Consider the following 16250-nt stretch of genomic DNA (forward strand, 5'->3'; position numbering starts at 1 on the left):
TGAGGAAAGTCCGGGCTCCCTGATGGCCAGGCTTGCTGGGTAACGCCCAGTGCGGGTGACCGTGAGGAGAGTGCCACAGAAACACACCGCCGATGGCCGGTTCGCCGGCACAGGCAAGGGTGCAAAGGTGCGGTAAGAGCGCACCAGCAGCATCGAGAGGTGCTGGCTCGGTAAACCCCGGCTGGGAGCAAGGCCAAGGAACGACGGCTGGCCATTGGCCCCGTTCCGCCTAAACGCGCCGCTTGAGGCCGTCGGTAACGGCGGTCCCAGATAGATAGCCACCCACCCTCCACGGAGGCGTGAACAGAACCCGGCTTATGTCCTGCTTTCACCCCTTCAGCTCCTGCGGGAGCGACATCCCAAGATGGACCGTTGTCTCGCTGGTGTGCCGTGGACTCTTCCCGCACTGAGCAGCTGCAGCAGCTGGTCGAGACCCTGAATTTGGGCACGCCACTGGACGGCCAGGGATTGAGCCTGGTGAACCAGGCCCTCACGCATGTGTCGTCCGGCCGCCAGCAGCATCACGAACGGCTCGAATTCCTCGGTGATGCCGTGCTCCGCTTAACGGCGACTGAATTCATCGACGCGCAGTATCCAGACCTGTCGGTCGGCGCCTGCTCCACGCTGCGGGCGCAATTGGTGAGCGACCGCTGGCTCGCCGATCTTGGCCAACAACTGGCCATCGATCCGCTGCTGATTCTCGGTGCCAAAGCGCTCGGCGATCGTGCGGCGCGCCGGACGATCCGAGCCGATGTCACCGAAGCGCTCATCGGAGCGATCTATTCCAGCTGCGGTTCCGTTGAGCCGATCCACCGCTGGCTGACGCCCTACTGGCAGCGCACCGCCGCCGAAGTCTTAGCGGCGCCCCACCGCTTCAACAGCAAAACAGCCCTGCAGGAATGGAGCCAGGGGCAGGGTTTGGGCCTGCCGAGTTACACGACAGAGGAACGCAGCCAGCACCACGGCGACCCCCGACGCTTCTGTAGCCGCGTCTCCATCCCAGACCGGATCACCGCCGAGGGCTGGGGTCGCTCCCGCAAGGATGCTGAGCAGGAGGCCGCCCAGGAGGCGCTGACTCAGCTCGACGCGGACGACTGAACTGGAAGGGGTGAACCGCAGCGATCACAACGCACCGCATCGCTGCGATGGCCTGTTCGTCCACAGCGCTCGCAGGTCAGTCCTTTGTCTTGCTGATGTTTCACCCCGGAATAGGTCAGGATTCCGGTTGGGATGGCAATGATCCCGAAGCCCAGCATCATCACCACGGAAGCCAGCAGGCGCCCCAGGGCGGTCTGGGGCACCACATCGCCATAACCAACGGTGGTCATGGTCACGATCGCCCAATAGACCCCATTGGAAATCGTTTTGAACTGGGACTCCGGAGAGGCGCTTTCGATCACGAAAATGCAGTACCCCAGAACGACCTGCAGCATGAAGACAAAGAAGAGATAGACGCAGATCGTGCGCGCACTCCCTCGCAAGGCCCGGCCCAGCATCCGGGCTTCGTCGATGAACCGCAGCAGCTTGAAGACCCGAAGAATCCGGCCAAATTTGAACACCCAGAGCAGGATCTCGCTGCGGATCTGAGGGACAAAAAAGAACAGAACAGCCGTGAAATCGATCAGGCCGTAAAAACTGAAGAGGTACTTCAGCGGTCGCTCGCTGACGATCAAATGGAGAACGAAGTCGGCGGCGAAAATCCCCAGACAGATGTTCTGCACGAGGTCGATCCAGAGGACCTCGGTCTGACGCAGAGCGGAGTTTCCGAACGGATCCGGTTCCAGCATCAAGGCCAGAACACTGATCAGGATGGCCCCGAAAACGACAATGTTGTAGTACCGCCCGGATGGCGTTGATGCCTCGAGCACAGTCGTCCTGAGACGCTCCCGCCAACGGCGATCAGCTGGCATGCGCTCAGGCAACGACCAAATCTTTGATGGGCATGGTGACCAGCTTGTCCCAGTTGCCACCTTCGAACAGCACAGCAGCCCGATCACCGCTGATGCGCTGCACGAAACCGGTGTAGCCGTTGTAAATCGAGCGCACGTCTTGAACGGTCACGGTCGAACCGGGAAGGATCGGTGCTGCGGAAGGCGCCATGGTTCTGGCCGGGTCGGATCTGGCGTCATTATCGACAGTGCATGCCGTTGCCGTCATTTCCCATGTCTGAGTCGTGGCTGGCCGTCGGGCAGGTGGTGGGGGTCCAGGGACTTCGGGGTGACCTGAGGATCAACCCACGCAGTGATTTCCCAGAACGGTTCACCAGTCCTGGACCGAGATGGCTCAGCCATCCCCGCGGAGAGGACCCCATGGCTGTGGAGTTGCTGCGGGGGCGACAACTCCCAGGCAAAAGCATCTTTGTGGTCCATTTCGATGGTGTGGACGATCGCAGCAGCGCCGAAGCGCTGGTGGGTCGGGAGCTGTTGGTTCAGGCCGATGACCGCCCCCAACTCAACGAGGGCGAATTCCATCGGATGGATCTGGTCGGCCTGGAAGTTCGCCTGGAATCGGACGCGACGGCCATCGGAACGGTCACCGATCTGATCAGCGGCGGCAACGATCTGCTCGAAATTGAGCTGACTGATGGCCGCACCGTACTGGTGCCGTTCGTGGACGCCATCGTCCCCGACGTGGAGCCAGAAGCAGGCTGGCTGCGCTTGACCCCACCACCCGGATTACTGGACCTCTAAAGGATCGACAGACCCGCCGGCGGCAGGCGATTCTGTGCACACCTGTTCGGGACGCAGTGGCATCCAATCCCCTTATTCCCGTGATTCTCTGCGGAGGAACCGGGACCCGGTTGTGGCCGCTCTCCAGAGCCAGCTACCCGAAGCAATATTGGCCCCTGAGTGGTGATGGAGACGCCACGTTGCTCCAGCAGACCCAGCAAAGGCTGGACGGTCTGGACGGTTTGGCCCAGCCCCTGCTGATCTGCAACGAGGACCACCGCTTCATCGTCGCCGAACAGATGCGTCAGATCGGGGTGGACCCCAGAGCCATCCTGCTGGAACCGATCGGCCGCAACACGGCCCCCGCTGTGACGGTTGCCGCCCTGCAGGCGACGGCCCAGGGTGACGACCCACTGCTTCTGGTGCTGGCTGCCGACCACCTGATCAGGGATGCCGCGGAGTTCCGCAGGGCCATCGATGCCGGCCGATCCGCTGCGGAAGCCGGTCGCCTGGTGACCTTCGGCATTATTCCAACCGCCCCCGAGACCGGTTACGGCTACATCGAGGCCGCGGAAGCCTTGACCAGTGGCGAATCCAGAGATGTGCCAATCGCCCGCTTCGTCGAGAAGCCCGACAAGGCAACGGCCGAGCAGTTTCTTGCCACAGGACGCTTCACCTGGAACAGCGGCATGTTTCTGTTCAAGGCCAGTGCGATGCTCGCGGAACTGGAGCGGCTTGTCCCCGACGTTGTGAGTTGCTGCCGTGCAGCACTGGAGCTGGACAGTGCTGATCTGGACTTCCTGCGGTTGGAGCGCGAGGCCTTCGCCAAATGCCCCAACGTGGCGATCGACGTCGCCGTGATGGAGCGCACCTCCCTGGGTTCGGTGCTGCCCCTGGACGCCGGCTGGAGTGATGTCGGCAGCTGGAGCGCCCTTTGGGAAACCTCAGATCGAGACGACAACGGCAATGTGCTCCAAGGTCACGTGATTGCCGAGAACAGTCGGAACTGCTACTTGCGCAGTGAAAACCGTCTCGTGGTGGGGCTCGGCGTCAACAATCTGGTGGTGGTGGAAACCGATGATGCCGTGCTGATCGCTGACCGGGCCAAGGCCCAGGAGATCAAAACCGTCGTCAAACAACTGGAGGAAAGCGGCAGCCCCGAGGGCAAGGCCCATCGCAAGATCTACCGGCCCTGGGGCCATTACACCGGTGTGACCGAGGGCAATCGCTGGCAGGTGAAGCGAATCTCGGTCAAGCCCGGCGCCAGCCTCTCACTGCAGATGCATCACCACCGCGCCGAGCATTGGGTGGTCGTAAAGGGGACAGCCCTGGTCGAACGCGACGGGCAGGAACAGCTGATTGGTGAAAACCAAAGCACTTACATCCCGATGGGATGCAAACACCGCCTGTCCAACCCCGGGCGCATCCCCGTGGAAATGATCGAAGTCCAAAGCGGCGAATATCTCGGTGAAGACGACATCGTGCGCTTTGAAGACCGCTACGGACGCAGCGATCTCGAGCTCATTCGACCGTGACGCTCTTCGCGAGATTGCGGGGTTGATCCACATCCAGCCCCCGGTGAGCGGCGATGTGATAACTCAGCAGCTGCATCGGAACCACGGTGAGAAGCGGGCTCAGCCATTCACTCACCGTGGGCACCGGCAGGAGCTCATCGAAAAGAGCGGTGTCGGGCCCTTCCGGGGCCACACCGATCAATTGCGCATCCCTGGCTTTGGCCTCTTGGGCATTGCTGAGCACCTTTTCAAAGACCGTTCCAGGCACGGCAATCGACACCACAGGGACCCGTGAATCCAGCAGGGCAATCGGTCCATGCTTCATCTCACCGGCGGGGTAGCCCTCGGCATGGATGTAACTGATTTCTTTCAACTTGAGCGCGCCCTCGAGGGCAATCGGATAGTTGATCCCTCGGCCGAGAAAGATCACATCCTGGGTGTCGGCGAAACGATGGGCCAAGTGCTCTGAACGCTGATCATGCAGCGCAATCAGCTCTCGCAACTGATGCGGCAGCCCACGCAATTCATCGGCCAACACAGTGATTTCAGCCGCAGAGCGGCTACCGCGACGACCGGCGAATGCCATCGCCAAGCCATAGAAGGCCAAGAGCTGACCAAGGAACGTCTTCGTGGCCGCGACACCAACTTCGATCCCGGCACCGATGTCGAGAATATGGGGCACCTGACGAGACAAGGAACTCTCCGGACGATTGGTGATGCCCAATTGCCGCGGAGCAAAGGTGGGATCGCCATGGTCCGAGCGGCGCTTGGCTTCCATCGCGAGAGCCGCCAACGTGTCTGCGGTTTCGCCGGACTGCGTCACCCCGATGGTCAGGGTGTTCCCGGCGAGTGGCGGGGGTGCATAACGGAACTCACTGGCGTAATGGACAGAGGTCGGAATCCCAGCGAACTGCTCAAGGAGATGCGCCCCCACCAGGGCGGCATGGCGGCTCGTGCCGCAAGCCAGGATCTGAATCTGCTCAACGCCGGCATAGAACGCGTCGTCGAAGGGGAGAGCCGCCCCCGCCTCGATCGACAATCCCTTGGGGAGATGCCTGGCCACCCAGAGTTCTGCCGTTTCCGGCTGCTCATGGATCTCCTTGAGCATGAAATGGCGGAAATGACGCTTGTCAGCGACATGGTCCGTCCCGCTCAGCACCGTCGGCATCCGCTGCTGACGAACCCCGGCGGCGTCATAGAGCTCAACGCCTAAAGGGGACAGCAACGCCACTTCACCATCTTCCAAAGGAAGGATGGTGCGCGTAAACCCAGCCAAAGCGGGGGTGTCGCTGGCGCAGAGATATTCCCCTTCACCCAAGCCAATCAGCAAGGGAGCTGCCTTTCGCGCAACCACGAGGGTTCCCGGAGCCTGCTGCCAGATCACGGCTAGGGCATAAGCCCCTTGGAGCTGCGGGAGCACGGCCTGAACGGCCTCCAACAGGAGAGTGCCCGAGGGAACCGCACCTGCGGCAAGGCGCCCATGCAACTCGGCTGCGACCAGATGGGGAATGACTTCTGTGTCGGTCTCCGACAGAAAGTCAACCCCGGCCGCTTGAAGCGTCTCACGCAACTGGCGGTGATTTTCAATGATGCCGTTCTGAACGACCGCCACCTGCTGATCGGCACTGCGGTGGGGATGAGCGTTTCGAACCTCAGGCTTTCCGTGGGTCGCCCAGCGGGTGTGGCCGATTCCGCACTGCCCGGGAGCACCGTCAGACTCCAACAACGCAGTGAGGTTGACGAGTTTGCCCTTGGCTCTCAGGCAACTCAAGCGTTGCTCTGCATCAACGACTGCAAGGCCGGCGGAGTCATAGCCGCGGTACTCAAGCTGTCGCAGACCCTCCAAGAGCACTGGAGCAGCCGGTCGTGAACCGACAAGAGCAACGATTCCACACATCGAAAAAAAAGCCCGGCAGGCGCCGGGCAGAGCTTATGAGCGAATCGGCCGACTCAGTACGACAGACCCATGCTTCGGCTGGTCTCATCGCCGAGATAAACCCGAATGCTGAGGAAGTCGGTTGGGCAGGCGGTTTCGCAACGCTTGCAACCCACGCAATCTTCCGTGCGAGGGGATGACGCGATTTGGCCAGCCTTGCATCCATCCCAGGGCACCATCTCGAGAACATCGAGGGGACAGGCCCGCACGCACTGAGTGCAACCGATGCAGGTGTCGTAGATCTTGACGGCGTGGGACATGCCCTGTGCTGATCAAAGGCTTGGCGCCAAACGTACCTGCCACACGGTCACCCGTGGCCAACGCCGTCATCGTTGTTAACGCCCCTGGGAAAGTGGGGCCGAGGCTTGCCCGTAAGATGCAGCGTCCCGTTGCCACGGCTATGTCCCAGGAAGCGATCCTCGAGAAAGTCCGTTCGATCGTCGCGGAGCAGCTCAGCGTCGATGCCGGCGAGGTCAAGCCGGAGTCCAATTTCCAGAACGATCTGGGTGCTGACTCTCTGGACACCGTGGAACTCGTGATGGCTCTCGAAGAAGCCTTCGATATCGAGATTCCCGATGAATCCGCTGAAGGCATCACCACCGTCGGCGACGCCGTCAAATACATCGAAGACAAGCAAGCCTGAGGAACGGCATGGTGGATGGTCTCCATCGCGTCGTGGTCACAGGCCTTGGCGCGGTCACACCGATCGGCAATTCAGTGCAGGAGTACTGGAGCGGCCTGACGTCCGGAAGGAACGGGGTCGATTCGATCACCCTGTTCGATGCGTCCAAGCACGCCTGCCGCTTTGCTGCAGAGGTGAAGGACTTTGACCCTGCCGGTCTGATCGAACCGAAAGAAGCGAAGCGATGGGATCGCTTCTGCAAATTCGGCGTGGTTGCTGCAAAGCAGGCTCTCGCTGATGCCGGTCTCGAGATCTCCGACACGAATGCCAGTCGCGTCGGCGTGATCATCGGCTCAGGGGTGGGTGGTCTCCTCACCATGGAAACCCAAGCCCATGTGTTGGAGGGCAAAGGACCGGGGCGCGTCAGCCCATTCACGGTCCCGATGATGATTCCCAACATGGCAACAGGGCTGGCCGCCATCGCCCTGGGCACCAAAGGCCCAAGCTCTGCTGTGGCCACCGCTTGTGCCGCAGGATCGAATGCCATCGGCGATGCCTTCCGTTTGCTGCAGCTCGGCAAAGCCGATGCGATGGTCTGCGGTGGCGCGGAATCCGCGATCACACCACTGGGTGTTGCCGGATTCGCCAGCGCCAAGGCTCTGTCGTTCCGCAATGATGACCCCAGCACCGCAAGCCGACCGTTCGACAAGGAGCGAGACGGCTTTGTGATCGGAGAGGGCGCAGGCATCTTGGTGCTTGAGACCCTTGACCACGCAAAGGCCCGTGGCGCAAGGATTCTTGGCGAAGTGGTCGGTTATGGCATGACCTGCGATGCGCACCACATCACATCCCCAACTCCCGGCGGTGTCGGCGGTGCCGAAGCGATGCGTCTCGCCCTCTCCGATGGCGGCATCAATGCGAGCGACGTTGATTACGTCAACGCCCATGGCACCAGCACACCGGCGAACGACAAGAACGAAACCTCTGCCATCAAGAGTGCACTGGGTGATCGCGCCCTGCAGATTCCAGTGAGCTCCACGAAATCGATGACCGGCCACCTCCTGGGTGGATCCGGCGGAATCGAGGCGGTGGCCTGCATCTTGGCCCTTCAGAACGGCGTCGTTCCTCCCACGATCAACCACAGCACCCCGGATCCTGACTGTGATCTGGATGTCGTGCCCAATCAGGCACGGGATCAGACACTGGGAACCGTGTTGTCCAACTCCTTTGGCTTCGGCGGCCACAACGTCTGCCTGGCTTTCAAGCGCGCCGACTGAGCCCCACGGGTCTCACCGTGCGTCACAATCGCTTCACCTTTTTTACTTCTCCTACTAACCCATGGTCGCTGCGCCCGCATCTCTCGACACGCTCTGCGTCAACAGCATTCGGATGCTGGCTGTTGATGCCATCAACAAGTCCAACAGCGGCCACCCCGGCCTGCCGATGGGCTGCGCGCCGATGGGCTACGCGCTGTGGGACAAGTTCCTGAAGCACAACCCCAAGAACCCCAAGTGGTTCAACCGCGACCGTTTCGTGCTGTCGGCCGGTCACGGCTGCATGCTGCTGTATGCACTGCTGCACCTCACCGGCTACGACTCGGTGTCGATCGAGGACATCAAGCAATTCCGTCAGTGGGGATCCAAGACTCCTGGTCACCCCGAAACGTTCGAAACTCCCGGCGTTGAAGTGACCACCGGCCCTCTGGGCGCTGGCATCTCCAATGCTGTTGGCCTGGCGATTGCCGAATCCCACCTCGCCGCCAAGTTCAACAAGCCCGGCGCCACCCTGGTGGACCACTACACCTATGTGGTGATGGGTGACGGTTGCAACCAAGAAGGTGTGGCTTCGGAAGCCGCCTCCCTGGCCGGCCACCTCAAGCTGGGCAAGCTGATTGCCCTGTATGACGACAACAACATCACCATCGACGGCCGCACGGACGTCTCCTTCACCGAGGACGTCCTGAAGCGCTACGAGGCCTATGGCTGGCACGTGCAGCACGTCGCTGATGGCAACAACGATGTTGACGCCATCGCCAAGGCGATTGAGGCCGCGAAAGCCGTGACCGACAAGCCGTCGATCATCAAGGTGACCACCACCATCGGTTTCGGTTCGCCCAACAAGAGCGACACCGCCGGCGTCCACGGTGCTCCCCTGGGTGCCGACGAAACTGAACTCACCCGCAAGCAGCTGGGTTGGAGCTACGGCCCCTTCGAAATTCCCCAGGAGGCCTACGACCAGTTCCGCCAGGCCATCGACCGTGGCGCCAGCCTTGAGGCTGAGTGGAACCAAACCCTCGCGACCTACAGGACCCAGTACCCCGCCGAGGCCGCCGTGTTCGAGCGGATGCTCCGCGGTGAACTGCCCGAAGGTTGGGACAAGGACCTGCCCACTTACACCGCAGACGACGGTGGTCTGGCCACCCGGAAGCACTCCCAGATCTGCCTGGGTGCCCTGGGTCCCAACCTGCCCGAACTGATCGGGGGTTCCGCCGACCTCACCCACTCCAACTACACGGACATCAAGGGTGAGACCGGCTCCTTCCAGGCTGACAGCCGCGACAAGCGCTATCTGCACTTCGGTGTGCGCGAGCACGCCATGGCCGCTGTTCTCAATGGAATCGCTTACCACAACAGTGGTTTGATCCCCTACGGCGGCACCTTCCTGGTGTTCGCCGACTACATGCGCGGCTCCATGCGCCTCTCGGCCCTGAGCGAGCTGGGTGTCATCTATGTGCTCACCCACGACTCCATCGGCGTCGGTGAAGACGGCCCCACCCACCAACCGATCGAAACCATCCCCTCCCTGCGCGCCATGCCCGGGATGCTGGTGTTCCGCCCCGGCGATGGCAACGAAACCAGTGGTGCCTACAAGATTGCGATTCAGAATCGCAAGCGCCCCAGCTCCCTCTGCCTCAGCCGTCAGGGCATGGCCAACCAGGCCAACTCCTCAATCGAAAAAGTTGCCTTCGGCGGTTACATCCTTGAGGACTGCGCCGGTACCCCTGATCTGATCCTGATCGGCACCGGAACAGAGCTCGACCTCTGCGTGCAAGCTGCCAAACAGCTCAGCGCTGAAGGCAAGAACGTGCGCGTGGTGTCCATGCCCTGCGTGGAACTGTTTGACGAGCAGAGCGACGCTTACAAAGAGGAGGTTCTCCCCAACGCCGTGCGCAAGCGCATCGTGGTGGAAGCGGCCGAATCCTTCGGCTGGCATCGCTTCGTAGGCCTCGATGGCGACACCATCACCATGAATCGCTTCGGTGCGTCGGCCCCCGGTGGCACCTGCATGAAGGAATTTGGCTTCACCGTGGAGAACGTGGTCGCTAAATCCAAGGCCCTGCTGGGCTGACCTGAGCGGGCTTGACCGCCTCCCTCAGACCCCCTCGATCAAACCCTCCTCATGGAGGGTTTTTTTATTGGAGCCACGCGAGCAACAAAAAGCCCCGGTGGATCCACCGGGGCTTGAAGCGTTGACCTCAACAGGTCACCAATCCGTCCGTCAGGCCTTGTCCTGCTTTACAGCACAGAGTTCGGCTGCGCCCTGGGTCTTGAGCACCTCTTCCAGTCCTTGCAGGTCCTCGTCCGTGATCTTGGTTTGCATCGGGCAGTGCTTGGGTCCACACATCGAGCAGAACTCGGCCTGCTTGTAGATATCGGCCGGCAGGGTTTCGTCGTGATATTCCTTGGCCCGCTCAGGATCCAGTGACAGCTCGAACTGCTTGTTCCAATCGAAGTTGTAGCGCGCACGGCTGAGCTCATCGTCGCGATCGCGGGCACCGGGACGGTGACGGGCAATGTCGGCGGCATGGGCAGCGATCTTGTAAGCGATCAGGCCTTCGCGCACATCGTCGGCATTGGGCAAACCAAGGTGCTCCTTCGGTGTCACGTAGCAGAGCATCGCCGTGCCATGCCAACCAGCCATGGCAGCGCCGATCGCTGAGGTGATGTGGTCGTAGCCGGGGGCGATGTCGGTGACCAGGGGGCCCAGCACGTAGAAGGGCGCCTCGTTGCACTCTTCCATCTGCTTTTTGACGTTGAACTCGATCTGGTCGAGGGGCACGTGGCCAGGGCCCTCGACCATCACCTGCACGTCATGCTTCCAGGCGCGGCGGGTGAGTTCTCCGAGGGTTTTCAGTTCAGCTAACTGAGCGGCATCAGAGGCATCGTGCTGACATCCGGGACGCAGCGAGTCACCCAGGGAGAAGGTGCAGTCGTAGCGCTTGAAAATTTCGCAGATGTCGTCGAAACGGGTGTAAAGCGGGTTCTGCTTGTGGTGATAAAGCATCCACTGGGCCAGGATGCCGCCGCCGCGGCTGACAATCCCGGTGATGCGACCCTTCACCTTGGGCAGGTGCTCAATCAGCAACCCGGCGTGGATGGTCTGGTAATCGACACCCTGCTGGCAGTGCTTCTCAATGATGTGGAGGAAATCCTCTTCCGAGAGCTTCTCGATCGAGCCGTGGACACTTTCCAGGGCCTGATACACCGGCACGGTGCCGATTGGAACAGGCGACGCATTGATGATCGCCGTACGTACCTCATCGAGGTTGACACCACCGGTGGAGAGATCCATCACGGTGTCGGCGCCGTACTTCACCGCCAGCTGGAGCTTCTTGACTTCCTCCGCCGCATCCGACGCGTTGGGCGAGGCTCCAATATTGGCGTTGACCTTGCACTTGCTGGCGATGCCGATCGCCATCGGCTCCAGATTGGTGTGATTGATATTGGCCGGGATGATCATTCGGCCCCGAGCCACTTCTTCCATCACCAGCGATTCAGGAAGATTTTCCCGCTTGGCGACGTAGGCCATTTCCTCGGTGACCACACCTTGGCGGGCGTAATACAACTGAGACACGTTGGCCTGGCCCTTGCGAGGAGATACCCAGGAAGCGCGCATGATCGAGATGGCGAAGGAGCTGCCAGGAGTCGGCCGATCCCGGCCGTAGATCACGCTTGGTCACTTCCCTGCGCCGGCACAACCCGGATCAGGTTCGGAGGGTGTGATCTCAGCCATGACCGTCAAAGACGACCGCGGCACCCCTAGTGGTCCACAAACGCTAGCAACAGCACTACGACAGGGATCACTCGACAGCCAACCCGTTGAGGACAGCCGCCACAACGCGGTGATCACTGTCCTGCTGCAAGCCCTGCAGCAGGACACGGGCTTGATCCCCGATCCGCTGCCCCTTCGCCTCACGCACCAAACGCACCAGCACTTCAGCACCACTGACGCGCACCGTGCCATCGGCATCTGCGATGGCCAATTGCGCCAACTCCAGCAGCCAGGAGAAGTCGATCGCCTCTTGTTCCGCCAGGGCCGAAAGAATGCTGCAGCGAACGAGCCAGGCATCGTCGGCGGCGAAACTGGCCTTGAGCAGCGGCCAGGAACGCTCAACGCCATAACTCGCCAAGGCATTGGCGGCCTCAGCCCGAACATTGGGATCGTCGTCGTCCGTGAGCAGCCGACCGAGCACCTCCCACCCCTGTTCGGTGCGCTTGTAGCCAAGGCCGCTGCAACTGAGGGAACGCACCAGGAACGCGGACTGTTGGGTCCCCAGGACAAGCAGCGGCACAGCCTCCTCATCCGAACACAGGCGCAGCTGGGTCAGCGCCGGCATCGCTTGAACGGGATCCCCACTCACAATCGCCTGACGCAGCGCGACAAGGTCAGGACTCGGGGAATCAGAGGGCGCGGTCATAACAGAAACGTTGAACAGCAATTCGCATTAATCGGGATCGTCGGCCCGGGCATGGTGCAGGTCCTGCAACAACCGAGAACGGCGCCGGCTCCGTCCGATCGAGCGGCTGATCATCAAGCCGGACCCCACCAAAACGGCGGGGAGCACTTGAACGCGATCCCGCCCCTGCCGGAGCTGCAGGGACAGGATGGCCAAAACCAGCAGCAACGGTGCCCCCAGCGTCACCCAGACAACCGAACGATCAGGTTTCATTCGTCGTGGTGATCAGCGGTCCAGGCAAGCAATGTGGAGGCGAGCACATCAATGCCGACCGCTAAGGCCCGCTCATCCAAGGCGAACTGACCGTTGTGCAGCGGAGCGCAGCCCTGCGCTCCAGCAACGCCAAGCCGGACCATCATCCCGGGAACATCCCGGAGCAATTCAGCAAAATCCTCAGCACCCAGGGAGGGCTGCTCGACTGGACGCACTTGCTCGCGGCCGAGACAGTCGATCGCACAACGCTCGAGCAAGTCGGTGAGAGCCCGGTCGTTCTGAACCGGCGGGGCAATCGTGCGGTAACTGACCTCCGCATGACCGCCGCAACTCGCGCAGATGGCCTGCACCGTGTCTTCAATCCAGCCCGGCAACTGATCGTGCTGCTCAAGATCCAGACAACGCACGGTGCCAAGCAAGCGGACCTGATCTGCAATCACATTGAAAGCTCGACCACCTTCCACTTTGCCGAAGCTCACCACCACGGGCTGAAGTGCATCCAGACGTCGTGCAATCGATTGCTGCAACTCCGTCACCACCCGAGCTGCCATCCAGACTGCATCCACAGCCTGATGCGGACGGGCACCATGCCCCCCTTCTCCGCGAACCTGAATCTCCAACGCACCGGCGGCGGCAGTCAGGCAACCGTGCCGAATCCCCACCGTGCCCGCCGGAAGATTGGGCACAACATGGACGCCGTAAAGCGCATCGAGACCCTCCGTGGCCCCGGCATCGCGCATCCAGACCGCACCCTGGGCCAGTTCCTCCGCAGGTTGGAACAACAGACGAACACGCGCAGGCAGCGGAGACGATGCAGCCAACAGCCGGGCAACACCGAGACCAACACAGGTGTGCAGATCGTGGCCACAGGCATGCATCACACCCTGACGCTTGGAGGCATAGGCCAACCCTGTTTGTTCCTCCACTGGGAGCGCGTCCATATCCACCCGCAACCCCACGGTGGGACCCTGCTCAGGCCCCAACTCGGCCAACACACCCGTGCGGCCCACCCCTTCCCGGACACGCCACCCCAAGCGGCGCAACTCCCCGGACACCAGAGCCGCGGTCTGATGCTCTTCGCCGCTGAGCTCCGGATGTGCATGCAGATGACGACGCAACTCGAGCAGCTCCGGGAGATCCCGCTCCAGCAATTCACGAAGGGGCACGGACGAGGTCGTTGTCATCGGTCAGGGTGCTGCAAAGCAAGAAACGCCATCAGGTCTCGGGTGGGCTGCGGTGGCCAACGGCGTACATCAACCAGCCAATCCGCCTGGCGATAGCGCTGATCCAGTCCGGCAGCCGCCGCCCAGTGACTTTCGGCTTCACCCCGGGAGCCCTGACGCCAGAGCAGACCACTGAGCCCAGCGCGGGCATCCGCAAACATCGGATAACGGCGAATCAATTTGCGCAGTTCAGCCTCCGCCCAGTCCAGATCGCCGTTCTGCCAGGCGGCCATGGCTTCACTGGAACGGGCCATGGCGAACCCGGGCCGGGCGAGCGAGGCCTGCCCGTAGAGATCTCTGGCTTGCTGCCAATCGCCTTCCGAGCCACGCACATTGGCGAGGTTGTAGAGCGCTGAAGCATCCTCTGGATCCCGTTCCAGAATCCAGAGGTAATCGTCGGCAGCGGCGGACCAGTCCTGAAGCGCTTCCTCCGCCGTCCCACGATTGAGGTGCGGATCGACTTCACCCGGTGCCAGATCAATGGAACGGGTCTGATCGGCGATCGCACCATCGGGATCTCCGAGGGCCAGGCGGACATTGCCGCGGTTGCTCAAGGCGGCAGGGTCCTGTGGAGCCTGCTCAAGAACCTGATCCCACAACGGCAGGGCCTCGCCGAAATCGCCGCGACGGCTGGCGGTCAAGGCCTGCTCGTACAAGCCCTGCAGATCCATCGCCCCAGCGGGCTGCGGGATCCAAAGCAGAAGCGCACAGAGCAACAGCGCAATCGATCGGATCATGCGGCCTCCTCAAGGTGAGCGCGCGCTGCATCGGTCACCATCCGGCCGCGGGGCGTCCGCACCAGCAAGCCCTGCTGCAACAAGAACGGTTCCACAACGGTTTCCAAGGTGACCGGATCTTCACCGAGTGCAGCGGCAAGGGTGTCCAGCCCGACCGGACCTCCACCATGTTGCTCGAGCAGCAAGGTCAGCAGACGGCGGTCACTGGCATCGAGACCACGATGGTCGACACGATGCAAACTCAAGGCCTCAGCCACCATCGACGCGTCAATGCTGTCGGCCCCACCACGCACGGTGGCGACATCCCTGACCCGACGCAGCAGACGGTTGGCAATCCGCGGCGTGCCGCGACAGGAGGCAGCAATCCCCGAGCAAGCCTCAGGGCTGAGCCCAATCGAGAGCAACGCTGCGGTTCTCGCCACGATCAACTCCAGATCCTGCTGGCCATAAAACTCAAGCCGCTGAATCAAGCCGAACCGATCTCGCAACGGTGAACTCAAGGAGCCGGCGCGGGTTGTGGCTCCCACCAAGGTGAATGGCGGGAGATCGATCGAACGGGTTCGAGCCGTGCTGCCCTTGCCCACGGTGAGATCGAGGCGGCGATCTTCCATCGCTGGATACAGCAGCTCTTCGGCCACACGGGACAAGCGATGGATCTCGTCGATGAAGAGAAGATCACGGGGCTGCAGGTTCACCAGCAGACCAACGATGTCCCGGGGGCGCTCTAGGGCCGGAGCGCTGGTGATGCGGCAGTGGACGCCGAGCTCCTCGGCCAACACCAGGGCCATGGTGGTCTTGCCCAGGCCTGGCGGTCCATAAAGCAACACATGGTCGAGGGCATCACCGCGACCGAGGGCGGCCTGAACCGCGATCCCAAGCACTTGCTTGAGTTCGTGCTGGCCGATGTAATCCTCAAGACGCTTCGGCCGCAGGCTGTCCTCCGGACGAACACTGGCTTCCTCCGTCGATGGCTGCGGGTCCACCAGCACCGTCTCCCGGCGCTTGGGGGTGCGACCTGAACCGGAGGAAACAATCGCCATGTCCGGCAGGGTACCCAGACCTGGATAACGTCGGGTGACGTCGAGGCGGTTATGGCGAAGGGCGGAGTCAAAAAAGCGGCAGCTGCTGCGGCACGGGCCGCGGCCAATCGACTGTTGGCCGACAACCGTCAAGCCCGCCATCAGTACGAGATTTTGGAAACCCTGGAAACCGGCATTGAACTGGTCGGCACCGAGGTGAAATCGATCCGCAACGGCAAGGCCAACCTGCGGGATGGCTTTTGTCTGATCCGCAACGGTGAATTGCAGCTGCACAACGTGCACATCTCACCCCATACCCATGCGGGGAGCTATTTCAACCACGACCCACTTCGGACCCGGCGGCTCCTGGCCCATCGGCGGGAAATCGACAAATTGCGCGGACACACGGATCAAAAAGGGTTCACCCTTGTGCCCCTCAACATTCATCTCAAGGGGTCATGGATCAAAGTGACCATTGGGGTTGGCAAGGGCCGCAAGTTGCACGACAAACGTGCCGCTGAGAAGGAAAAGCAATCGAAACGAGACGTCAAAGCGGCCATGGCTCGGTTCTGACCCTGAA

17 protein-coding genes, 1 other RNA gene and 1 riboswitch are annotated in these 16250 nt (G+C 61.8%); of the genes, 8 read left to right on the forward strand and 10 right to left on the reverse strand.

The window, feature by feature from the left end; translation table 11 throughout:
* Together rnpB and rnc are read left to right on the forward strand one after the other, a co-directional pair.
* Positions 1-334: RNase P RNA component class A (gene rnpB, locus ACGVKB_RS11885), an RNA gene on the forward strand; the annotation flags it as partial.
* Between the two features lie 56 nt (positions 335-390).
* Entirely contained in the window at positions 391-1098 is a 708-nt protein-coding gene (gene rnc / locus ACGVKB_RS11890) for a ribonuclease III (RefSeq protein WP_392351943.1), read from the forward strand.
* On the opposite strand, the gene ACGVKB_RS11895 is transcribed toward rnc, so the two are convergent.
* Together ACGVKB_RS11895 and ACGVKB_RS11900 are read right to left on the reverse strand one after the other, a co-directional pair.
* A complete protein-coding gene (locus ACGVKB_RS11895; protein WP_392351944.1) occupies positions 1077-1910 on the reverse strand; it encodes an ion transporter in 834 nt (277 codons plus the stop codon). The two genes, rnc and ACGVKB_RS11895, sit on opposite strands and share 22 nt — an antisense overlap.
* A gap of 4 nt (positions 1911-1914) precedes the next feature.
* Positions 1915-2100, reverse strand: a complete 186-nt coding sequence (locus tag ACGVKB_RS11900; protein WP_392351945.1) for an NAD(P)H dehydrogenase subunit NdhS — start codon at positions 2098-2100, stop codon at positions 1915-1917.
* 62 nt (positions 2101-2162) lie between these two features.
* Here ACGVKB_RS11900 and rimM point away from each other — a divergent pair, with 62 nt between their 5' ends.
* The gene (gene rimM, locus ACGVKB_RS11905) at positions 2163-2690 is read left to right on the forward strand and encodes a ribosome maturation factor RimM (RefSeq protein WP_392351946.1); all 528 of its coding nucleotides are present in this window, start codon (positions 2163-2165) and stop codon (positions 2688-2690) included.
* A 56-nt stretch (positions 2691-2746) separates the two neighbouring features.
* Complete coding sequence (locus tag ACGVKB_RS11910; RefSeq protein ID WP_392351947.1) at positions 2747-4204, forward strand: mannose-1-phosphate guanylyltransferase/mannose-6-phosphate isomerase; 1458 nt, start codon at positions 2747-2749, stop codon at positions 4202-4204.
* Here the strand turns inward: ACGVKB_RS11910 and glmS are convergent.
* Positions 4191-6080 (reverse strand): glutamine--fructose-6-phosphate transaminase (isomerizing), encoded by a 1890-nt coding sequence (gene glmS, locus ACGVKB_RS11915; RefSeq protein WP_392351948.1) that lies wholly within the window; start codon positions 6078-6080, stop codon positions 4191-4193. The genes ACGVKB_RS11910 and glmS overlap by 14 nt on opposite strands.
* A 53-nt stretch (positions 6081-6133) precedes the next feature.
* Positions 6134-6379, reverse strand: coding sequence for a photosystem I iron-sulfur center protein PsaC (gene psaC, locus ACGVKB_RS11920; protein ID WP_006042515.1), 246 nt, complete (start codon positions 6377-6379; stop codon positions 6134-6136).
* A 140-nt stretch (positions 6380-6519) separates the two neighbouring features.
* Between psaC and acpP the strand changes: the two genes are divergently transcribed.
* The 3 genes from acpP to tkt all read left to right on the forward strand — a co-directional run bounded on the left by acpP (position 6520) and on the right by tkt (position 10089).
* Positions 6520-6762 carry an acyl carrier protein gene (gene acpP, locus ACGVKB_RS11925; protein ID WP_392351971.1) on the forward strand — a complete coding sequence of 81 codons (243 nt, stop codon included), beginning with the start codon at positions 6520-6522 and terminating at the stop codon, positions 6760-6762.
* Between the two features lie 8 nt (positions 6763-6770).
* Positions 6771-8018 (forward strand): beta-ketoacyl-ACP synthase II, encoded by a 1248-nt coding sequence (gene fabF / locus ACGVKB_RS11930; RefSeq protein ID WP_392351949.1) that lies wholly within the window; start codon positions 6771-6773, stop codon positions 8016-8018.
* Between the two features lie 61 nt (positions 8019-8079).
* The gene (tkt, locus tag ACGVKB_RS11935; RefSeq protein WP_392351950.1) at positions 8080-10089 is read left to right on the forward strand and encodes a transketolase; all 2010 of its coding nucleotides are present in this window, start codon (positions 8080-8082) and stop codon (positions 10087-10089) included.
* Between the two features lie 150 nt (positions 10090-10239).
* On the opposite strand, the gene thiC is transcribed toward tkt, so the two are convergent.
* From thiC to ruvB, 6 genes are all read right to left on the reverse strand, one after another.
* Positions 10240-11637 carry a phosphomethylpyrimidine synthase ThiC gene (gene thiC, locus ACGVKB_RS11940; protein ID WP_392351951.1) on the reverse strand — a complete coding sequence of 466 codons (1398 nt, stop codon included), beginning with the start codon at positions 11635-11637 and terminating at the stop codon, positions 10240-10242.
* A 48-nt stretch (positions 11638-11685) separates the two neighbouring features.
* Positions 11686-11792: riboswitch (TPP riboswitch) on the reverse strand.
* A gap of 29 nt (positions 11793-11821) precedes the next feature.
* Positions 11822-12439 carry a HEAT repeat domain-containing protein gene (locus ACGVKB_RS11945; RefSeq protein ID WP_392351952.1) on the reverse strand — a complete coding sequence of 206 codons (618 nt, stop codon included), beginning with the start codon at positions 12437-12439 and terminating at the stop codon, positions 11822-11824.
* Between the two features lie 27 nt (positions 12440-12466).
* The gene (locus tag ACGVKB_RS11950) at positions 12467-12691 is read right to left on the reverse strand and encodes a DUF3188 domain-containing protein (protein ID WP_392351953.1); all 225 of its coding nucleotides are present in this window, start codon (positions 12689-12691) and stop codon (positions 12467-12469) included.
* Positions 12688-13875, reverse strand: coding sequence for an amidohydrolase (locus ACGVKB_RS11955; protein ID WP_392351954.1), 1188 nt, complete (start codon positions 13873-13875; stop codon positions 12688-12690). Before ACGVKB_RS11955 ends, ACGVKB_RS11950 begins: the two co-directional genes overlap by 4 nt.
* Positions 13872-14651, reverse strand: coding sequence for a tetratricopeptide repeat protein (locus ACGVKB_RS11960; RefSeq protein WP_392351955.1), 780 nt, complete (start codon positions 14649-14651; stop codon positions 13872-13874). The genes ACGVKB_RS11955 and ACGVKB_RS11960 overlap by 4 nt, the downstream gene beginning before the upstream one ends.
* On the reverse strand, positions 14648-15691 hold the full coding sequence (gene ruvB / locus ACGVKB_RS11965) for a Holliday junction branch migration DNA helicase RuvB (protein ID WP_392351956.1): 1044 nt from the start codon (positions 15689-15691) through the stop codon (positions 14648-14650). The genes ACGVKB_RS11960 and ruvB overlap by 4 nt, the downstream gene beginning before the upstream one ends.
* Before the next feature lie 51 nt (positions 15692-15742).
* Here ruvB and smpB point away from each other — a divergent pair, with 51 nt between their 5' ends.
* Positions 15743-16243 carry an SsrA-binding protein SmpB gene (gene smpB, locus ACGVKB_RS11970; RefSeq protein ID WP_392351957.1) on the forward strand — a complete coding sequence of 167 codons (501 nt, stop codon included), beginning with the start codon at positions 15743-15745 and terminating at the stop codon, positions 16241-16243.
* Positions 16244-16250 lie beyond the last annotated feature (7 nt).

This window comes from Parasynechococcus sp. (genome assembly GCF_042954325.1).
GTDB lineage: Bacteria > Cyanobacteriota > Cyanobacteriia > PCC-6307 > Cyanobiaceae > Parasynechococcus.